The 16,690-nt window shown below is 52.6% G+C and carries 12 protein-coding genes; 6 read left to right on the forward strand and 6 right to left on the reverse strand.

The genetic code is table 11. The features are described from left to right. Positions 1-78 precede the first annotated feature (78 nt). The 3 genes from glnP (at position 79) to ybiO (ending at position 3,984) form a co-directional block, all read left to right on the forward strand. Positions 79-738: a glutamine ABC transporter permease GlnP gene (glnP, locus tag CKQ54_RS17665; RefSeq protein ID WP_013574682.1), complete on the forward strand. Its 660-nt coding sequence runs from the start codon at positions 79-81 to the stop codon at positions 736-738. Next, positions 735-1,457, forward strand: a complete 723-nt coding sequence (glnQ, locus tag CKQ54_RS17670; protein WP_120162013.1) for a glutamine ABC transporter ATP-binding protein GlnQ — start codon at positions 735-737, stop codon at positions 1,455-1,457. The genes glnP and glnQ overlap by 4 nt, the downstream gene beginning before the upstream one ends. A gap of 298 nt (positions 1,458-1,755) precedes the next feature. Beyond that, on the forward strand, positions 1,756-3,984 hold the full coding sequence (ybiO, locus tag CKQ54_RS17675; protein WP_120162014.1) for a mechanosensitive channel protein: 2,229 nt from the start codon (positions 1,756-1,758) through the stop codon (positions 3,982-3,984). Between the two features lie 815 nt (positions 3,985-4,799). On the opposite strand, the gene CKQ54_RS17680 is transcribed toward ybiO, so the two are convergent. Beyond that, positions 4,800-6,110 carry a methyl-accepting chemotaxis protein gene (locus CKQ54_RS17680; RefSeq protein WP_120162015.1) on the reverse strand — a complete coding sequence of 437 codons (1,311 nt, stop codon included), beginning with the start codon at positions 6,108-6,110 and terminating at the stop codon, positions 4,800-4,802. 344 nt (positions 6,111-6,454) lie between these two features. Further along, positions 6,455-7,423, reverse strand: a complete 969-nt coding sequence (rlmF, locus tag CKQ54_RS17690) for a 23S rRNA (adenine(1618)-N(6))-methyltransferase RlmF (protein WP_112287765.1) — start codon at positions 7,421-7,423, stop codon at positions 6,455-6,457. A 206-nt stretch (positions 7,424-7,629) separates the two neighbouring features. Between rlmF and CKQ54_RS17695 the strand changes: the two genes are divergently transcribed. Continuing rightward, entirely contained in the window at positions 7,630-8,259 is a 630-nt protein-coding gene (locus CKQ54_RS17695) for a flavin reductase family protein (protein ID WP_120162017.1), read from the forward strand. A gap of 85 nt (positions 8,260-8,344) precedes the next feature. Here CKQ54_RS17695 and CKQ54_RS17700 read toward each other — a convergent pair whose 3' ends face one another. From CKQ54_RS17700 to dinG, 4 genes are all read right to left on the reverse strand, one after another. Further along, complete coding sequence (locus CKQ54_RS17700) at positions 8,345-10,207, reverse strand: M3 family metallopeptidase (RefSeq protein WP_120162018.1); 1,863 nt, start codon at positions 10,205-10,207, stop codon at positions 8,345-8,347. A gap of 112 nt (positions 10,208-10,319) precedes the next feature. Continuing rightward, entirely contained in the window at positions 10,320-10,661 is a 342-nt protein-coding gene (locus tag CKQ54_RS17705; protein ID WP_120162019.1) for a zinc ribbon domain-containing protein YjdM, read from the reverse strand. A 322-nt stretch (positions 10,662-10,983) separates the two neighbouring features. Then, entirely contained in the window at positions 10,984-11,946 is a 963-nt protein-coding gene (ybiB, locus tag CKQ54_RS17710; RefSeq protein ID WP_120162020.1) for a DNA-binding protein YbiB, read from the reverse strand. A 44-nt stretch (positions 11,947-11,990) separates the two neighbouring features. Continuing rightward, the gene (gene dinG / locus CKQ54_RS17715; protein WP_112287760.1) at positions 11,991-14,165 is read right to left on the reverse strand and encodes an ATP-dependent DNA helicase DinG; all 2,175 of its coding nucleotides are present in this window, start codon (positions 14,163-14,165) and stop codon (positions 11,991-11,993) included. Between the two features lie 320 nt (positions 14,166-14,485). Between dinG and CKQ54_RS17720 the strand changes: the two genes are divergently transcribed. Continuing rightward, positions 14,486-15,595 carry a porin gene (locus CKQ54_RS17720; protein WP_120162021.1) on the forward strand — a complete coding sequence of 370 codons (1,110 nt, stop codon included), beginning with the start codon at positions 14,486-14,488 and terminating at the stop codon, positions 15,593-15,595. Between the two features lie 213 nt (positions 15,596-15,808). Beyond that, positions 15,809-16,615: a 5'-nucleotidase, lipoprotein e(P4) family gene (locus tag CKQ54_RS17725; protein WP_112287758.1), complete on the forward strand. Its 807-nt coding sequence runs from the start codon at positions 15,809-15,811 to the stop codon at positions 16,613-16,615. Positions 16,616-16,690 lie beyond the last annotated feature (75 nt).

The following is a 16,690-nucleotide window of genomic DNA, read 5'->3' on the forward strand; positions in this document are numbered from 1 at the left end:
AAAGAGCACTTGAGAAGAAGCGCCTGTCAGATGCAAATCTGCACAGGCGCAGTTTGTTGTTTTACCAGGAGATAATCCATGCAGTTTGACTGGAGCGTAATTTGGCCCGCTCTGCCTATCCTGCTCGAAGGCGCTAAAATGACATTGTGGATTTCGGTCCTCGGTCTGGTTGGCGGTCTGATTATTGGTGTGATTGCGGGTTTTGCCCGCGCGTTTGGTGGCTGGTTTAGCAGCAACGTCGCACTGGTCTTTATCGAGCTCATTCGCGGTACGCCTATTGTCGTACAGGTAATGTTCATTTATTTCGCACTGCCGATGATGGTTCCCGATCTGCGTATCGACCCGTTCAGCGCGGCGGTGGTGACCATCATCATCAACTCCGGTGCTTATATCGCTGAAATTACGCGTGGCGCGGTGTTGTCGATTCACAACGGATTCCGTGAAGCGGGTCTGGCGCTGGGTCTGTCGCGCCGTGCGACACTGCGCTACATCATCATGCCGCTGGCGCTGCGCCGCATGTTGCCACCGCTGGGTAACCAGTGGATCGTCAGCATCAAAGACACCTCACTGTTTATCGTTATCGGTGTCGCCGAACTGACCCGCCAGGGACAGGAAATCATCGCCGGCAACTTCCGCGCCATGGAAATCTGGAGTGCGGTTGCTGTTATCTATCTGATCATCACGCTGGCTCTGAGCTTTGTTCTGCGCCGCTTAGAACGCAAACTGAAAATTATATGATTGAATTCAAGAACGTCTCAAAACACTTTGGTAAAACCCAGGTGCTCCACGACATCGATCTGAACATTTCTCAGGGTGAAGTCGTGGTTATCATCGGGCCATCCGGTTCGGGTAAATCCACACTGCTACGTTGCATCAACAAGCTGGAAGAAATCACCTCCGGCGAGCTGATTGTCGATGGCCTGAAAGTGAACGACCCGAAAGTCGACGAACGCCTGATCCGCCAGGAAGCGGGCATGGTATTCCAGCAGTTTTATCTGTTCCCTCACATGACCGCACTGGAAAACGTGGCGTTCGGCCCGATCCGTGTGCGTGGCGCGTCGAAGGAAGAAGCCAATAAACAGGCGAAAGAGCTGCTGGCAAAAGTCGGTCTTTCCGAGCGCGGTAATCACTATCCGTCAGAGCTTTCCGGTGGACAGCAGCAACGCGTGGCCATCGCCCGTGCGCTGGCTGTTAAACCAAAACTGATGCTGTTTGATGAGCCAACCTCTGCGCTGGATCCTGAACTGCGTCACGAAGTGCTGACGGTAATGAAGCAGCTGGCAGAAGAAGGCATGACGATGGTTATCGTGACTCACGAAGTCGGCTTTGCCGAGAAAGTGGCTTCACGTCTGATCTTCATCGACAAAGGTCGTATCGCCGAAGACGGTAAACCGTCTGAACTGGTGAACAACCCGCCAAGCGAACGTCTGCGCGAGTTCCTGCAACACGTTTCCTGAGCGTGATGCTGCCCTTCTCCTCCCCCTGCGAAGGGGGAGGCAGGGAGGGGGTTCTAAGGGTTAACACCTTGTCGGAGAAAACTCTAACACCTTGATTTGACCTTAATACCCCACCCCAACCCTCCCCTTCGCAGGGGAGGGAGTTTTTCAGATTTACCCTTCAGGTTTGTGTCCCACTCACCCGCTTATGGCACGTCACCCCACAACTTTTTGCCACAAATTATCTACAATACGGCCACTTATGCTTTACCCTTAGGCAGCTTTACGCCGATTAATTGCTATTTTTGAGAGAGGAACAATGCCGCATAACGACAGGACTCCGTTGGCTCACCGCATCCAGACACACGTATTTTCCACCTTGCTGTTCATCACGCTGGCCCTGTTCAGCGCTTTCAGTCACGCGGCAGAACAACCTGCCGATGCCGATCAGCAAAAAGCCTCATACACTGCGCTGGCCGATATACTTCAGGATGATAAGGCCCGGGCTGAATTAATTTCACATCTGCGTGAAGCCGCCAAAACTCAAACGGCAGAACCGGCTCCCGCCGCTGAAAAGAGCGAACCTAAGCCGGAACAGCTTTCCCTGATCGACGAACTGGTCGATACCACGCAAAGTACCGTCGCGCAGCTCAGACAGCGCGTAGAAAAACTCAAAGACACTATCGATTCCGGCCCGCAGCACAGCTTTCGCGCTGACCGCTTTTTTACGGCGCTGGGGTATTTCCTGCTCACCGTTGCCGTGACCTTTGCGCTGTTTCATCTGATCCGTAAACTGGTGAGTCCGCTGTATGTGCGTCTTGGCCGCTGGGGAAATAACGCGCGGCTTAAACAGGCGCACTGGTATCAGCTGCCCGCCAGTATTCTGGGTGCATTCGTCATCGATTTGATTATTTTGCTGCTGACCGTCGCCGCAGGAAATCTGTTCACGCAATATATGAACGGCGGCAGCGCGCTGATTGCGCGTCAGCAGGCCTTGTTCCTCAGCGCCTTTGCGGTCATTGAATTCTTCAAAGCCGTATTGCGACTGATCTTTGCGCCCGGCTTCAGCTATCTTCGCCCGTTCCCGCTGACTGACATGACCGCCCGTTACTGGAATACCCGCCTGGCCTGGGTCAGCGGCCTGATTGGTTATGCGCTGATGGTCGGCGTGCCGGTAGTGGCAACGCAAATCAACTACACCACCGCCGCCGTGGTGAATTTTGTGGTGATGCTGGGGCTGACGATCTATGCCAGCTGGCTGATACTGCATAACCGGCGCACGATCCACCGCGAATTCAATCTGCTGGCCGAACGCTCGATGGCGTTTTTCAGCGTGATCCTGCGCGCCCTCGGACACGTCTGGCACCTGCTCGCGGTGAGTTATTTCGTGGTGCTGTTTTTCCTGTCACAGTTTGATTTTGCCGGCAGCCTGCGGTTTATGATGACCGCAACGGTGAAAAGTCTGGTGGTCATTGCGCTCGGCGCCCTGATTTCCGGCCTGCTTTCCCGCTGGATCAGCCGCCGCATTACCTTGCCTGATGATGTGAACCGCCGCTATCCGCTGTTGCAAAAACGCATCAACTCGTACATTCCGGCAGGTCTGAAAATTATCCGCGTGCTGGTAGTGCTCAGCGTGACCTTGTTCCTGCTCGATGCCTGGCACATCTTCAATCTCAATAAATGGTTCATGACCGAAAGCGGCGAGAAGGTGATCAGCGGGCTGGGGCATATCCTGTTTATCTTATGCTTTGCGATTGTCGGCTGGACGTTGCTGGCCAGCATGATTGAACACCGTCTGGGGCAGGAACTGACTAACGGCGCACGACCAAGTGCCCGCGAGCGGACATTGCTGACGCTGTTCCGTAACGTGCTCGCTATCGTGATCTGCACCATCACCGTGATGATCATGCTCTCGCAAATCGGGCTGAATATCGCGCCTCTGCTCGCCGGTGCCGGTGCGCTGGGTCTGGCAGTCAGCTTCGGTGCGCAGACTCTGGTCAAAGACGTCATCACCGGGATCTTCATCCAGTTTGAAAACGGCATGAATACCGGCGAATACGTCACCGTGATGGGGATCACCGGCACGGTCGAAAGCATGACCATCCGCTCAATTGGCCTGCGCGATATTTACGGCGTGTTCCACATCGTGCCTTATTCTTCCATCACCACCCTCTCCAACTACGAGCGCGAGTTCGGCGTGTACCGCGCCAGCTATAACGTCAGCCGCGATGAAGACGTGGATAAGGCCAACGACGTACTGCGTCTGGCGGTAGAAGAGTTGCAGCAGGATGAGAAAATCAAACCACTGCTGCTCGGCGAACCGACCTTCCAGGGCGTCGTGGGATTAGGAGATCAGTTCTTCACTATCCGCGTACTGGTACGCACCAGAGCGCTGGAGCAATGGACGGTGCAATACGCGCTGGACAGACTGGTGAAAATTCACTTCGAGAAAGCGGGCATGGTGATGCCGAGGCAGGCAGTGCAGATATATAAAGATGAAGGAGATGCTGGCGGTGGGGGCACCTTACCGGTTAGGGCTGAATTGTGAAAATTTCGGTTTTTTAAGCGCAGCGATCACTTATCGCACTGCGCCGAAACCGACCAGAGGGGAAAGGCTTTTCCCCTCTGAACTCCCCTCGCTTTTTCAACACGCGCTAACGCTTGCTGGCTATGTTCCAGTTATCACCGTGACAGGCTGGAAATCTTGCCGCTACGCGGTACCTTCTCTCGGTCCTGAAGCCATAGGTCTTCAGGCCGCTCCGTTCAGCAAGATTTCTGAATCGCCCTCGGGAAAAAAGCCTGCCTCTGATGTAACTCCATGTAAAAAATGAAATTTACTCTGAATGAAGCTCTCAACTTCTTGATTTCACAATTGGAACGCTATAAGCCATTAAGATTCGCAAGGTCAACTCATCAACAAGACATTACGAAACAGCCACGAAAAATCACAAGACTAATGTTTTTGAATTAATCGAATGGCGTGATCAAAAATGGTAATCCACATTTCTAAAAGATGGAAAACAGTCTTCTTTTAAATTTAAGATTGTGCGGGCGGTTCAGAAAGCTTGCTGAGTGAGAGGTTGCAGACCTGAGGCTGCAATCCCGAAACGAAGGCACCGCGAAGCGGCAAGATTTCGCGCCTGTCGCGGTGATAACTGGAACATAGCCAGTCAGCGATAGCGCGGAGTAAAAAAGCGGGGAGAGATCCAAGAGAGGGAAAGCACTTCCCTCTCTTGGGCGGTTTCGGCGCAGCGCGTTGAGTGATCACCGCACTTGAGAAACCGAAATTTTCTCGCTCCAGCCCTCACGGCGAGTGAAATTCACTTATCCATTGGCCGCCTCGTTGCAGCGGCCCCCGTGCCACTAATGCCTCGTCTGCCCCTGATCCCCCGTGATAACGGAAAACTCCGCCATCATCCGCACCAGATCCTGCATCCCCAGGTTCACCTGATTGATCACATCACCCGCATTGCGGCTCAGCGCCACGCCACCGCCGGCGCGGTTGACGCAATTACCCATGCCATCAATCGCCGCCATTACGCCATCGCGGATGCTTTGCGTAAGCTGGTCAATTTCGACAGCAGCTTTGCGGGACTGATCGGCCAGTGAGCGGACTTCTCCGGCGACCACAGCGAATCCCCTGCCCTGTTCTCCGGCGTGCGCCGCTTCAATCGTTGCGTTGATGGCCAGCAGATTGGTCTGGGATGAAATCCTGCGGATGGTATCCACCATTTCGCCAATGCGTTCGGAGGTCTGCCCCAGCTGCCCGATTATCTCAGAGGTCCGGCGCGCCAGCGCTTCCACTTCCTGCATATCTTCCACCGCTTTCTGCACGATGGTGACACCCTCAGCCGCCGTTTTATCCGTGGTCAGGGAAAGCTCATGCACATGCGTCATCATGCTTTCCTGCTGGCGCTGCTGCGCCATCTGGCTGGTAATGTCCTGGGCGATTTTGACAATTTTTATCACTTTGCCGTCGTCGTCGATCACCGGGTTATAACTCGCCTCCAGCCAGATTGCCTGACCCCGGCCATTCATACGCTCGAAGCGCCCGAGAATAAACTCGCCGTTTCTGAGACGTTGCCAGTGATTGCGGTAATCGTGCGAATCGCGGTATTGCGCTAGACAAAACATCGAATGGGGATGACCCTTAATTTGCTGCAGAGAATAACCCATGACTTTCAGGAAGTTATTGTTTGCAGAAATTACATGACCGTCTGGGGTAAAGGTAATCAGCGCCATTGAACGTTCCAGCGCCTGAAGAATTCCCTGGTGTTCGTGAGATTCATTAATTCTTTCGGAGACATCACTGGCAATTTTAATTATCTCAGTGACTTTGCCTTGTTTATTTTTGACAGGTATGTACGTTGCTTCCAGCCAGATTAAGCTTCCGTTTTTCTGGACGCGTTTAATATTGCCGCTGACCGACTTTCCCTGCCGCAATGCTTCCCAGTGCAAACGATACGCATCGCTGGCAACAAACTCCGGCGTACAGAAAATCCGGTGTGGCTGACCCATTACCTCATTCCTGTTGTACCCCATGCTGCTCAGAAACAGATCGTTGACCTCAAGCACCACGCCTTCTGGCGTAAAAGCGATCATAGGAACTGCCTGCTGAATTGCAGCGAATTTATCACGCCATGCCGTACTAAACTGATGAGAAAATAATTGCATAGGACAGACACCCTGTGGCTGATAACGTGAATTAATGCGCGAACGCAATTAATTGAAATAAACACGTGCTAATTCCCGCGGGTTATTAGTAAGGTCACTAATAAATAGCGAAAAATAGTCTGGCCCCTGGGTGGGTGGCAGGAAGGTTGCTCAGGCAGTCAAAACATTATGCGGTGAAAAATAAAGTCACGCGCAAAATCATTACTCTGTTAATTAATCAACTTTCTTATAGTGAATTAAGCATAATTTATTCCACTGAAAAAGAAAGGGGGGCGCGGGAGTATTTTTTACAGCCTGTTCACCGTCAGATGAACAGGCTGAAATCAGGGCAGTTCACATCGTGATCAAACTGACCAGCGTTTGATTGCCCAGCTTTTTTGCTGTGAAGGCGTCAGGAATGTCCAGGCCACGAAACGGCTGATCTTGTTACCGTGAACCATTTCGACAGTGCGGACATCCGTCGCACCCTCTTCACTCAGCGCGTCATACAGTAACGGCAATGTCGTTTTTTTAGAAACCAGCACCGTGTACCAGAAACAGTTCTGCGCTTTACCGGCGCTCTCTTCGGCCATGCGAACCACAAACGCTTCTTCACCGCCTTCACACCACAATTCGTTGTGCTGGCCGCCAAAGTTCAGTTCTGCGGTACCGGCGCGACGATCCAGACCGAGATTCTGACGTTTACGCTGACTGCCAGACGCCGCATCTGCCGCCGAAGCATGGAATGGCGGATTACACAGCACCGCGTCATAACGCTCATCATGACGGATAATGGTGTCGAGAATACGCTGCGGTTTAGCCTGTAAACGGAAACGCACCTGATTGGTCAGCAGCGGATTGGTCGCGACAATTTTCTTGGCCGCAGCCATAGAAACCGCATCAATCTCACTGGCGGTAAAGCGCCAGCCATATTCACGCAGACCGATAATCGGATAAATACAGTTCGCGCCAACACCGATATCCAGCACGGAAATGTCTTTGCCCTGCGGGATCTTGCCGTTGTTGCTGCCTGCCAGTAAATCAGCCAGATGGTGAATATAATCCGCACGCCCAGGAATTGGCGGGCACAGGTAATCGGCAGGAATATCCCAGTTTTCAATCTGATAGCAATCGCGCAGCAAGGCACGGTTCAGGGCTTTAACTGCCTGAGCGTTGGCGAAATCAACGGACAAATCGCCCCATTTATTTTCGACAACAAACGGTGCCAGTTCCGGGCTGCTGGCAATCAGGGCCGGGAAATCATAGCGGCTGCGATGACGATTTCGCGGGTGAAGACCGCTTTTTTCCTGAGGGAAGACTTTCTTTTTTTCCACCTGAGTGACTCTCCGAGAGGTGTGCGCGACGCATAAAATATGCGATGGGGCGTTAGATATTCATCAATGGCGCACAAGATACCACAAAGCGCCGCCGCCTGCCGGATGCATCCGGGCTGACGCGGGCACATAAAAACGGTCAGCACCTGATTAAATCGGGTAATGTAGAAATCATAGTCTTTATGAATTATTTGCTGAGGAAAATCATGAGTACTGATGAACGCTACTATTACGAACCAGCCAAAGGCCACGGCCTGCCCCATGACCCGTTAAACGCTATTGTCGGTCCGCGCCCGATTGGCTGGATTTCCTCCCGCAATGCCGCCGGACAGCGCAATCTGGCGCCTTACAGTTTCTTCAACTGTTTCAATTACCGTCCGCCTATCATTGGTTTTGCCAGCAGTGGCTGGAAAGACAGCGTGGCGAATATCGCGGAAACCGGTGAATTCGTCTGGAATCTCACCACCCGACCGCTGGCGGTGAAAATGAATGAAAGTTCGGCCTCGCTGGAACACGGTGCGGATGAGTTTGATTTCGCCGGTCTGACACCGCAAGCGGGAACGCGAGTCGCGGCCGATCGCGTGCTGGAAAGTCCGGTGAACTTTGAGTGCAAACTGACGCAGTGTATTCAGCTTAAAACGGCCGCCGGTGGCGATATCGATACCTGGCTGGTGCTGGGCGAAGTGGTTGCCGTGCATATTGCGCCACATCTGCTGATTGACGGCATTTATCAGACTGCGCTTGCCGAACCGGTATTACGCGCCGGAGGCCCTTCCGCCTACTACGGCATTTCTGAAGATCAGCGCTTTGACCTGATACGCCCCGACGCCCGCTGAGTTCAGAGCATCAATGTAAAAAAAGCCACCGTGCGAGTTACACCGCCGGTGGCTTTTTCATTAAAGGGATTATTTTGTAACCTGGCTATTTATGGTTGTAATTCTGCTCGACGAAATCCGCAAAATCCTGACACATCGCGTCATCACCGTCGGCGCTGTCAGCTAAAATTCTGGCGCCATCCACCACGCGGATGTGCACATTCAGGTCGAAATCGGCTGCGGGCTGCTCACGTTTTGATGCCATTTCAATGGTCTGCCGCGCATCCTGCCACGCTGTATCTACCGTCTGATTACAGACCTGCGCCAGATAATCGGGATTGAACCCCTCGCCGGTCAGGCTGCGCAAGGTATCGTCGTGGCTGACGCTGTTACCCGGCGTCCAGTAATGCTTTGCCAGATCCGGGCCGATAGCCGGATTGTCGGTCAGATAGCCATCGCGTTTCAGGAAGAAGGCGCGGGTCTGTTCCACGGCCATCATCGCCAGCAGATAGCCCTGATAAGAACAGGCGGATTCCATGGAAAGCAAATGCGGGATTGCCAGCGTCGGACGCGGGCTGCCGGTCACACCAAGAATATGCGTTTCAACGTCACGCGCCAGCGCCGTCATAGCTTCCGGCGTGCGTTTTTCATCCGGCCACTGATAAAGCTGCCACTCGAAATACGGCACCAGCAAAATGTGGCGCTCATTAAACGAACGCATCGGCTGACGGGCTTCAATACTGGCGCGGATCAGTTCGTCCGGCACCGGCTCACCGGCGGTATTTTTCGCGTAACGTTTCAGCCAGTCAGCGTCATCGAGGAGGCTGTCGCAGAACATGGACTGCGTTTCAGCATACGCCATCGACGTCGGCGGGAATTCCTGTGAGAAACACGGTGCATTCTGGCGGATATTGGCGAAATGCGCCGCATGTCCTCCTTCATGGAACAAGGTGTTCAGGCCAGTCGCGCCGCTGCCAATCTGATCCGGTTTTGCCAGACTGGTGAAGTTAATCACCGCAGGCACCCATTTGCCGTTGTCATAGAACGGCGGCACCGGCCCGTGCATAAATCCGTTCTCGTATTTGCCTTCGCGGACCAGTAAATCGAGTTGCATTTCTGCGCCGTTAAAACCGATATTCAGGCGCTTGAAGCTGTCAATCCAGCGGCGCAGGGAATCGGCAAACGGGAAGTAAGGATCGAGCTGACGGGTGACGTCACCGGCGCTGGCGAAGCGGATATTCCACGGCAGCAGTGCGGCATCACCTTCGCGTGCTACCAGTTCATTGAGGCTGCGCGTGTTACTTTCGCGGGTGCGTTCTTCGAACCGGTCGAGGATAGCGAATAACTGTTCCGGCGACATGCGTTCGGTTTTATTCACTTTATAGTCGAAATAGTTACGGTAACCGAGCTGGCGGGCAAAGCGGTTACGCAGGCCTATCAGTTCAGGCAGTCCGTTGTGCAGCAGCCAGTCTTCCAGGTCGCGCAGCGCATTCTGGGAACTGCGGCGGTAAGCTTCATTTTCGTTATTGGCCTGATTAGTCAGCAGTTCGCCGAGAGAGGCACTGACGCGCTCGCCTTTGCTGTTGATGTGGGTCATGCGGTACTGCTTACGCTTACCAAACAGCACGGATTCGGCCTGAATGATTTCATCCATCAGCGCCTGGGCTTTGGGATCTTCAATCACATTACAGTCGAAGAAACTCAGCCAGCCGCGCAGACCGTGGAGCAGCGCATCACGCTCGTCGCTGGCACTGTGTTTTTCCAGACTGGCGATGGCGTCACGAATTTCCTGCGGACGGGAAGGTTCAGCGATAAAGCGTTTGTAAGCAGTTTCGGCAGCGGAGAAAGCGTCGGAGACATTTTCATCACCGGTGCCCATGTAGTTTTGCCAGAACAAGTTTTCTTTGTTCTGATGCACGTTGAGGTAATCGCGATTGAGGGCGTTAAAATAGTCCTGAGCCTGTTTCATGTAATCTTCTCTGCTGAATGTTAAAGAGATTTTACATTGAGTGTATGTTCGCAAAGCGGTTATGTCGATATGGCAAAACCGCTTTTGAATGTCAGGCAGGATTGTGCGGAAATCAGTTTTTCTTCACGAACTCGGATTTGAGTTTCATCTGACCAAACCCGTCAATTTTGCAGTCGATATTGTGATCGCCTTCAACCAGACGGATACCCTTCACTTTGGTCCCGATTTTCAGCATCGAAGAACTGCCTTTCACTTTCAGGTCTTTGATTACGGTGACAGAATCGCCATCCGCCAGCAGGTTACCGTTGGCATCGACCACTTTCAGCACGTCATCTTCCGCGCTGTTTTCACCGTTCATTGACCAGACATGTCCACATTCAGGACAGTTAAGCATTTCACCGTCCTGCCAGGTGAATTCGGACTGACACGTAGGGCAAGCCGGCAACGTTTCCATATTTAAATCTCCATAAAACTTTATAAAAAAAACGAATGAAATCAGTAAATAGATTTCGTAGTTCCTTTATTTTAGCCTTTAACCACACATTTGAACAGGGTAAGGGAGATTTTGGGGAGATGAGACAGGTATATGGAGTGAATTTCTCGATGATAAATATGGTTTTTTAAGCTCCCTCCCCTGCGAAGGAGAGGGTTGGGGTGGGGTATTAAAGAAAAACTAAAAATTTTGAAGTATGCATTGACTATAGTTTTGACCTTAATACCCCCTCCCCGCCTCCCCCTTCGCAGGGGGAGGAGCTAACTGAGCTCATTCCCAGCTTTTAAAAAATCTGATCCACAATCATTTTGGCCTCAGCCATATCGCCACACACTTCTGCTGCCACCAGACAACATGCCAGCTGATTCAGAATCGCCTGCGGGACAGCGCGTTCGCCCTTCAGGCATTCCTGAATGTAGTTAACGGTGGCGTCGACGTCTTTGGTCGACGGCACATCGGCGGCAAAAATCTCTTCTTTTTCTGCCAGCACACTCAGTTCACCACCGGCGATAAAGTGCGTCTGCGGGAAACGTGACGGATTGGCATACACTTCCCCTTCCGTTCCTTGCGTCAGCAATGCACGGCCATCAATCTGGCGGAAAAACGAGGAGACGCGCTGAATATATTCGGGATGAGAAACGCTGGATAAACGCAACGCATCCTGCCCGATGAAAGGCGTGATGAGTTTCGCCAGCGTATGGCTGCTGTTACGCACGCCCATCTGCCAGCGCAGCGCCAGTTGCTTTTCAATCGGCGCGCACAGGACAGAAACCGGCACAAAGACCGGGCCGTTTCCGGCATCAAGCTGCTGCTGCGCCTGTTGCTGGTTTTGAGCAGCGTCGATACCTGATGCGCGGAAAATCTCCGCGCTGGTGATGCGGGTAGGATCTTCATCCACGCCATGCACTACCACCGGCAAACCCAGACGGCTGAGCAGCATCGCCAGCAACGGCGTGAGATTCGCCTGTTTGCGCGCGCCGTTGTAGGTCGGAATGACCACCGGCAGCGGACGATTTACCGGTGCCTGCAGGCGCATAACGCGCTCTTCCATCGCCGCATAAAACCCGAGCATCTCTTCTTCCGCTTCGCCTTTGATACGAAACGCAATGAGCAACGCACCCAGCTGTAAATCCGGCACTTCACCGGCCAAAATTTCGCGGTACAACGCAAGCGACTGCTCACGATCCAAATCACGGGCATGATTTTTTCCACGCCCCACTTCTTTGATGAGTTTGGTGTAATCCATCGTAGCGTTACCTTCTCTGTGTAATGACTTTTCTTGAGGAAAAATTATCGCCGGCGGGCGCGACGGCGAACCGGATCTTTCTTCGCTGTTTTCAGGATATCAGGGCGTTTCACCGAACCGGGCGCTGGCATTTCACGCTGTTCAATGGGAAACACCGGTAATGCCGCGAGCAGGCGCGAACCGTAGCTTTTGGTCAGCAGACGCTTGTCATAAATCACGATTTCGCCGGTACATTCATGGCTGCGGATCAGACGCCCGACCTGCTGGATCAGGTTGAATGACGCACTCGGTAAACTCTGCACTTCAAACGGATAGCGCTTCAGCGTTTTCAGCCACTCGCCTTCGGTCAGGATCACCGGACTGTCGATCGGCGGAAACGCAATTTTATGGATGTGCACCTGCGTCAGCAATTCACCTTTCAGATCCAGCCCTTCGGCGAAAGATTGCAGGCCGATCAGCACGCTGGTCGTGCCCGCGGCGACGCGCTTGCGGTGCTCCTCGACCAGCCGGTAACGGGGCTGATCGCCCTGCACCAGCAGCATCAGGCGTAAATCCGGCAGCAAAGAAACAAATTGCTGCAACGCACGGTTACTGGCGAACAACACCAGCTGGCCGGTGTGCTGCCCTTTTGCCAGTTCTGCGCGGAAGAAATCGGCCATTTCCTGCAAATGCGCGGCTTCATTCGCCATCAGCGGCTCCAGCGTCATTTGCGGGATCACCAGTTTACCCTGCGTGACATGACTGAACGGCGAATCCAGGCTGACGAAAAGGTCGCCGGCTTTTTCCGTCAGGCCGGTCATTTCCTGCAAGCGGGAGAAACTGTTCAGCGAGCGCAGCGTCGCAGAGGTAATCACCACATGCGGTACTTTGCGCCACAGCATTTTTTCCAGCTGTTCGCTGACGCGGATCCCCGCGCAATGGAAGACCAGATGCGTCTGGTTATCGAAATAAGTCCGCGTCACCCATTTGCCAATCGGCGCATTGGACGCTTTATCCAGCGCCGCCAGCCGCCACAGTTTGCTCATGGTTTCGAGATAGCCCTGCATCCGGCTCATGTGCAAAATCGCGCGATGCAGACGCATAATGTCGTGTTTGCCGGTCTTCTCGCTGAGGTCATTCACCATGTATTCCGCCAGACTGCGCAAACCATCGGTGAGTTTAAACAGGCGGCTGCACTGCTCTGTCAGCTCCGGCGGCAATAGTCCCAGCTCGAAACGGTATTCGGCTTCCGGCTCATCCGGGGGTAAATACTGTCCCACGGTCTGTTCAATCGACAGCAGCAGTTCGCGCATTTCGGCGCAGTGATTATGCAGACGCTCGGCGTTGGTCAGCGGCGGCGGATTCTTCGGCGTAAACAGCGCCAGACATTGTTCAATCTGACGGACAAAATTATCGAGTTGCAGGTTGTTCCACATCGCGGTGATTTCCGCGTCAACTTCCAGCGCATCGCGGGCCACTTCCGGCAGATGATGTCCTTCGTCGAGCACCAGCAGCAGGTCTTTTGCCGGTGGCAGCACGGATTCGGATTCCAGCGCCGCCATCACCAGCGCGTGGTTGGTCACTACTACATCTGCGCTTTCAATTTCTTTGCGCGCCACAAAATACGGGCATTCGCGAAAGTAATGACAGTTACGACTGAGGCAGTTGGCTTTATCTGTGCTGATTTTGATCCACAGCGGATCGTCGATGGTCTTCTGGTAGTGATCGCGTAATCCATCCCACTCGTAGCGTGACAGCGCGGTTTCCAGCGTTTTACACAGTTTCTGTTCTTCGCCGCTGGAAGGTGCCAGTTCATCACCAAGAAATAATCCCAGATCGCCCTGCGCGTTTTCATTGCTCATCGCCGCCAGATTTCGCGGACACACGTAACGCCCGCGACCAAAAGCGCCGGTAAATTTCAGATCCGGAATGATTTTTTTCAGCAGCGGTAAATCTTTGCTGAAAATCTGATCCTGCAACGCCACGTTTGCCGTGCTGACAATCAGCGGTTTTTCTTCCTCACGGCTGACAGCAATGCCGGGAATGAGATAGGACAAGGTTTTCCCGACGCCGGTCGGCGCCTCGATGGCCAGATGCCGTGCAGAATCCCCCGAGAACGCTTTAGCCACCTCAGCAATCATCTGACGTTGCGGAGCGCGGGAAATGAAATCCGGGATTTGCTGTTGCAGGGCTTTGTACCACTGGCTTATCTGATTTTTTACTGCGGGGGAAAGCGCCATGCATCTCTTTTTTGTTGGAAGTGAGACAGGAATGTCCCGGCTATTGTCCCACAGACCGGCTTCTGGCGCAGCCCGAAATCGCGGTTAAGGGCATTTCCTGTGGTGTAAATTTATGCAGAAAAAAAGGAGGACGTGTAAAAAAGAAAAAGTTCATTTCTGACTGTCATAAATTGATCACAAATATACGGTAAAAAACTCTCGCTGAGAAAAATCCGAGTCCATACGGAATGCACAGCAAAAATGATGATTAGCGTCTTTCCACAAGACTTCATATAAAGCTTTTATGAAAAGCTTTTAATAAAGAATGCAGGGTAAAATTCATGAAACGTAATATTCTGGCACTTTTAATTCCTGGTTTATTGATTGCATCAGGCGCACACGCAGCGGAAGTTTATAATAAAGACGGCAATAAACTGGACCTGTACGGAAAAGTGAAAGGTCTGCATTATTTCTCTGATGCTCCCGGCAGTGATGGCGACCAGAGTTACGTGCGTTTCGGTTTTAAAGGCCAGACCCAAATTAATGACCTGATCACCGGCTACGGCCAGTGGGAATACAACGTCATGGCTAACCATGCTGAATCTGACAGCAAAACGCCAAGCACCACCGGCACCAAAACACGTCTGGGCTTTGCCGGTCTGAAATTTGGTCAATACGGTTCCTTCGACTATGGCCGTAACTACGGCGCACTGTACGACGTTGAAGCCTGGACCGATATGTTCCCTGAATTTGGCGGCGACGGTTACACCAAAGCTGACCGCTTCATGACTGGCCGTACCAACGGCGTGGCCACGTACCGTAACCGCGGCTTCTTCGGCCTGGTTGATGGTCTGAACGTAGCTGTTCAGTATCAGGGCAAAAATGAAAATGACGGTCGTGGCAGCAGCACAGCCAACGGCGACGGCTATTCACTGTCTACCACTTACGCACTGGGTGATACCGGCGTGAGCTTCGGCGGCGCATATGCGTCTTCTGACCGCACCACGGCGCAGAGTAATTCCGCTTACGGCAAAGGCGATAAAGCTGACGCATGGACTGGCGGTATGAAATATGACGACAATGGCGTTTATTTAGCCGCCATGTATGCTGAAACCCGTAATATGCTGGCTATTACCGTACCAGGCGGAATTGCAGGCGCACCGGCAGGAAGTGGTTTTGCAAATAAAACCCAGACCTTCGAAGCCGTTGCACAATATCAGTTTGAAAATGGCCTGCGTCCTTCACTGGGTTATGTTCAGACTAAAGCAAAAGATATTGAAAACATCGGTGATGCAGACCTGGTTAAATATGTTGACGTAGCAGCAACCTATTATTTCAACAAAAACATGTCTGCCTATGTTGATTATAAAATCAACCAGCTGTCCGATGATAACAACCTGGCTCTGAACAACGACGACATTACTGCCGTTGGTCTGGTCTATCAGTTCTGATAATTAGTTCTAAAAACAGGCGCTTTACCACCTCATTATTATTCTCTGTCTTGACATTCTTCGGCCGGACTCACCCTCCGGCCTTTTTTATTTGTGTTATTTTTCGGCACACCTCGCGTAAATCGCCATTTAGGCTTCCACACCCCGCTGAATCTGCTACAGTTTTAACGATTTTGATGAATGCGAATCTTTCTTAACAAGCAGGGATAACCCATGAATAAAATTTCGCTTTGCACCACCAGTGCTTTAATCATGCTGGCCCTCAGCGGCTGCGCGCAGCAAAAAACGGACGCCCAACAGAAACTGAACGATCAGTCGGTGATGGCGCTGAACTGGTTCCAGCAATCCGGCGAATATCAGGCGCTGGCGTATCAGGCATTTAACACGGCGAAAATGGCGTTTGATAACGCACAACCGCTGGCCGGACAGAAGAAAGCCGTCGTCGTCGATCTCGACGAAACGATGCTCGATAACAGCGCGTACAGTGCGTGGCAGGTGAAAGCGAATAAGCCATTCGACAGCAAAACCTGGTCCCAGTGGACAGCAGCGCGTCAGGCTACCGCCGTGCCCGGCGCGGTGGAATTTGCCAACTATGTCAACACGCACGGCGGCACGATGTTCTACGTGTCTAACCGTAAAACCAGCGAATATGCCGCGACGCTCGACAACATGAACCGCCTGGGCTTTACCGGCGCCAATGAAAAAACCATGCTGTTAAGTTCAGACACGTCGAACAAACAAGCGCGTTTCGACTCGATTAAAGCCGCGGGTTATCACGTGGTGATTTACATCGGCGACAACCTGAATGACTTTGGTTCTGCGACCTATCATCAGGGTAATGAACAACGCCGTGCCTTTGTGAATCAGAATCATCAGCACTTCGGCACACAATATATCGTGCTGCCAAATCCGCTTTACGGCGACTGGGAAAGTGGTCTGGCGAAGGATTACAACAAGCTGACACCTGAGCAGAAATTGAATGCGCGGGAGCAGAATCTGAAGGCGTGGAGTGGGAAGTAGGCCCGTTGCGGTATGCTCCTCCCCCTGCGAAGGGGGAGGTTGGGAGGGGGTTTTAGACTGTAAATCAATGGCCTG

The sequence above is a fragment of the Rahnella variigena genome (genome assembly GCF_003610915.1).
In the GTDB taxonomy this organism is placed as follows: domain Bacteria; phylum Pseudomonadota; class Gammaproteobacteria; order Enterobacterales; family Enterobacteriaceae; genus Rahnella; species Rahnella variigena.

Excerpts from the sequence above, each read along its gene's own strand:
- glnP (WP_013574682.1), top strand. The coding sequence starts at position 79 with ATGCAGTTTGACTGGAGCGTAATTTGGCCCGCTCTGCCTATCCTGCTC.
- glnQ (WP_120162013.1), top strand. The coding sequence starts at position 735 with ATGATTGAATTCAAGAACGTCTCAAAACACTTTGGTAAAACCCAGGTG.
- ybiO (WP_120162014.1), top strand. The coding sequence starts at position 1,756 with ATGCCGCATAACGACAGGACTCCGTTGGCTCACCGCATCCAGACACAC.
- CKQ54_RS17680 (WP_120162015.1), bottom strand. The coding sequence starts at position 6,110 with ATGCAATTATTTTCTCATCAGTTTAGTACGGCATGGCGTGATAAATTC.
- CKQ54_RS17695 (WP_120162017.1), top strand. The coding sequence starts at position 7,630 with ATGAGTACTGATGAACGCTACTATTACGAACCAGCCAAAGGCCACGGC.
- CKQ54_RS17700 (WP_120162018.1), bottom strand. The coding sequence starts at position 10,207 with ATGAAACAGGCTCAGGACTATTTTAACGCCCTCAATCGCGATTACCTC.
- CKQ54_RS17705 (WP_120162019.1), bottom strand. The coding sequence starts at position 10,661 with ATGGAAACGTTGCCGGCTTGCCCTACGTGTCAGTCCGAATTCACCTGG.
- ybiB (WP_120162020.1), bottom strand. The coding sequence starts at position 11,946 with ATGGATTACACCAAACTCATCAAAGAAGTGGGGCGTGGAAAAAATCAT.
- dinG (WP_112287760.1), bottom strand. The coding sequence starts at position 14,165 with ATGGCGCTTTCCCCCGCAGTAAAAAATCAGATAAGCCAGTGGTACAAA.
- CKQ54_RS17720 (WP_120162021.1), top strand. The coding sequence starts at position 14,486 with ATGAAACGTAATATTCTGGCACTTTTAATTCCTGGTTTATTGATTGCA.
- CKQ54_RS17725 (WP_112287758.1), top strand. The coding sequence starts at position 15,809 with ATGAATAAAATTTCGCTTTGCACCACCAGTGCTTTAATCATGCTGGCC.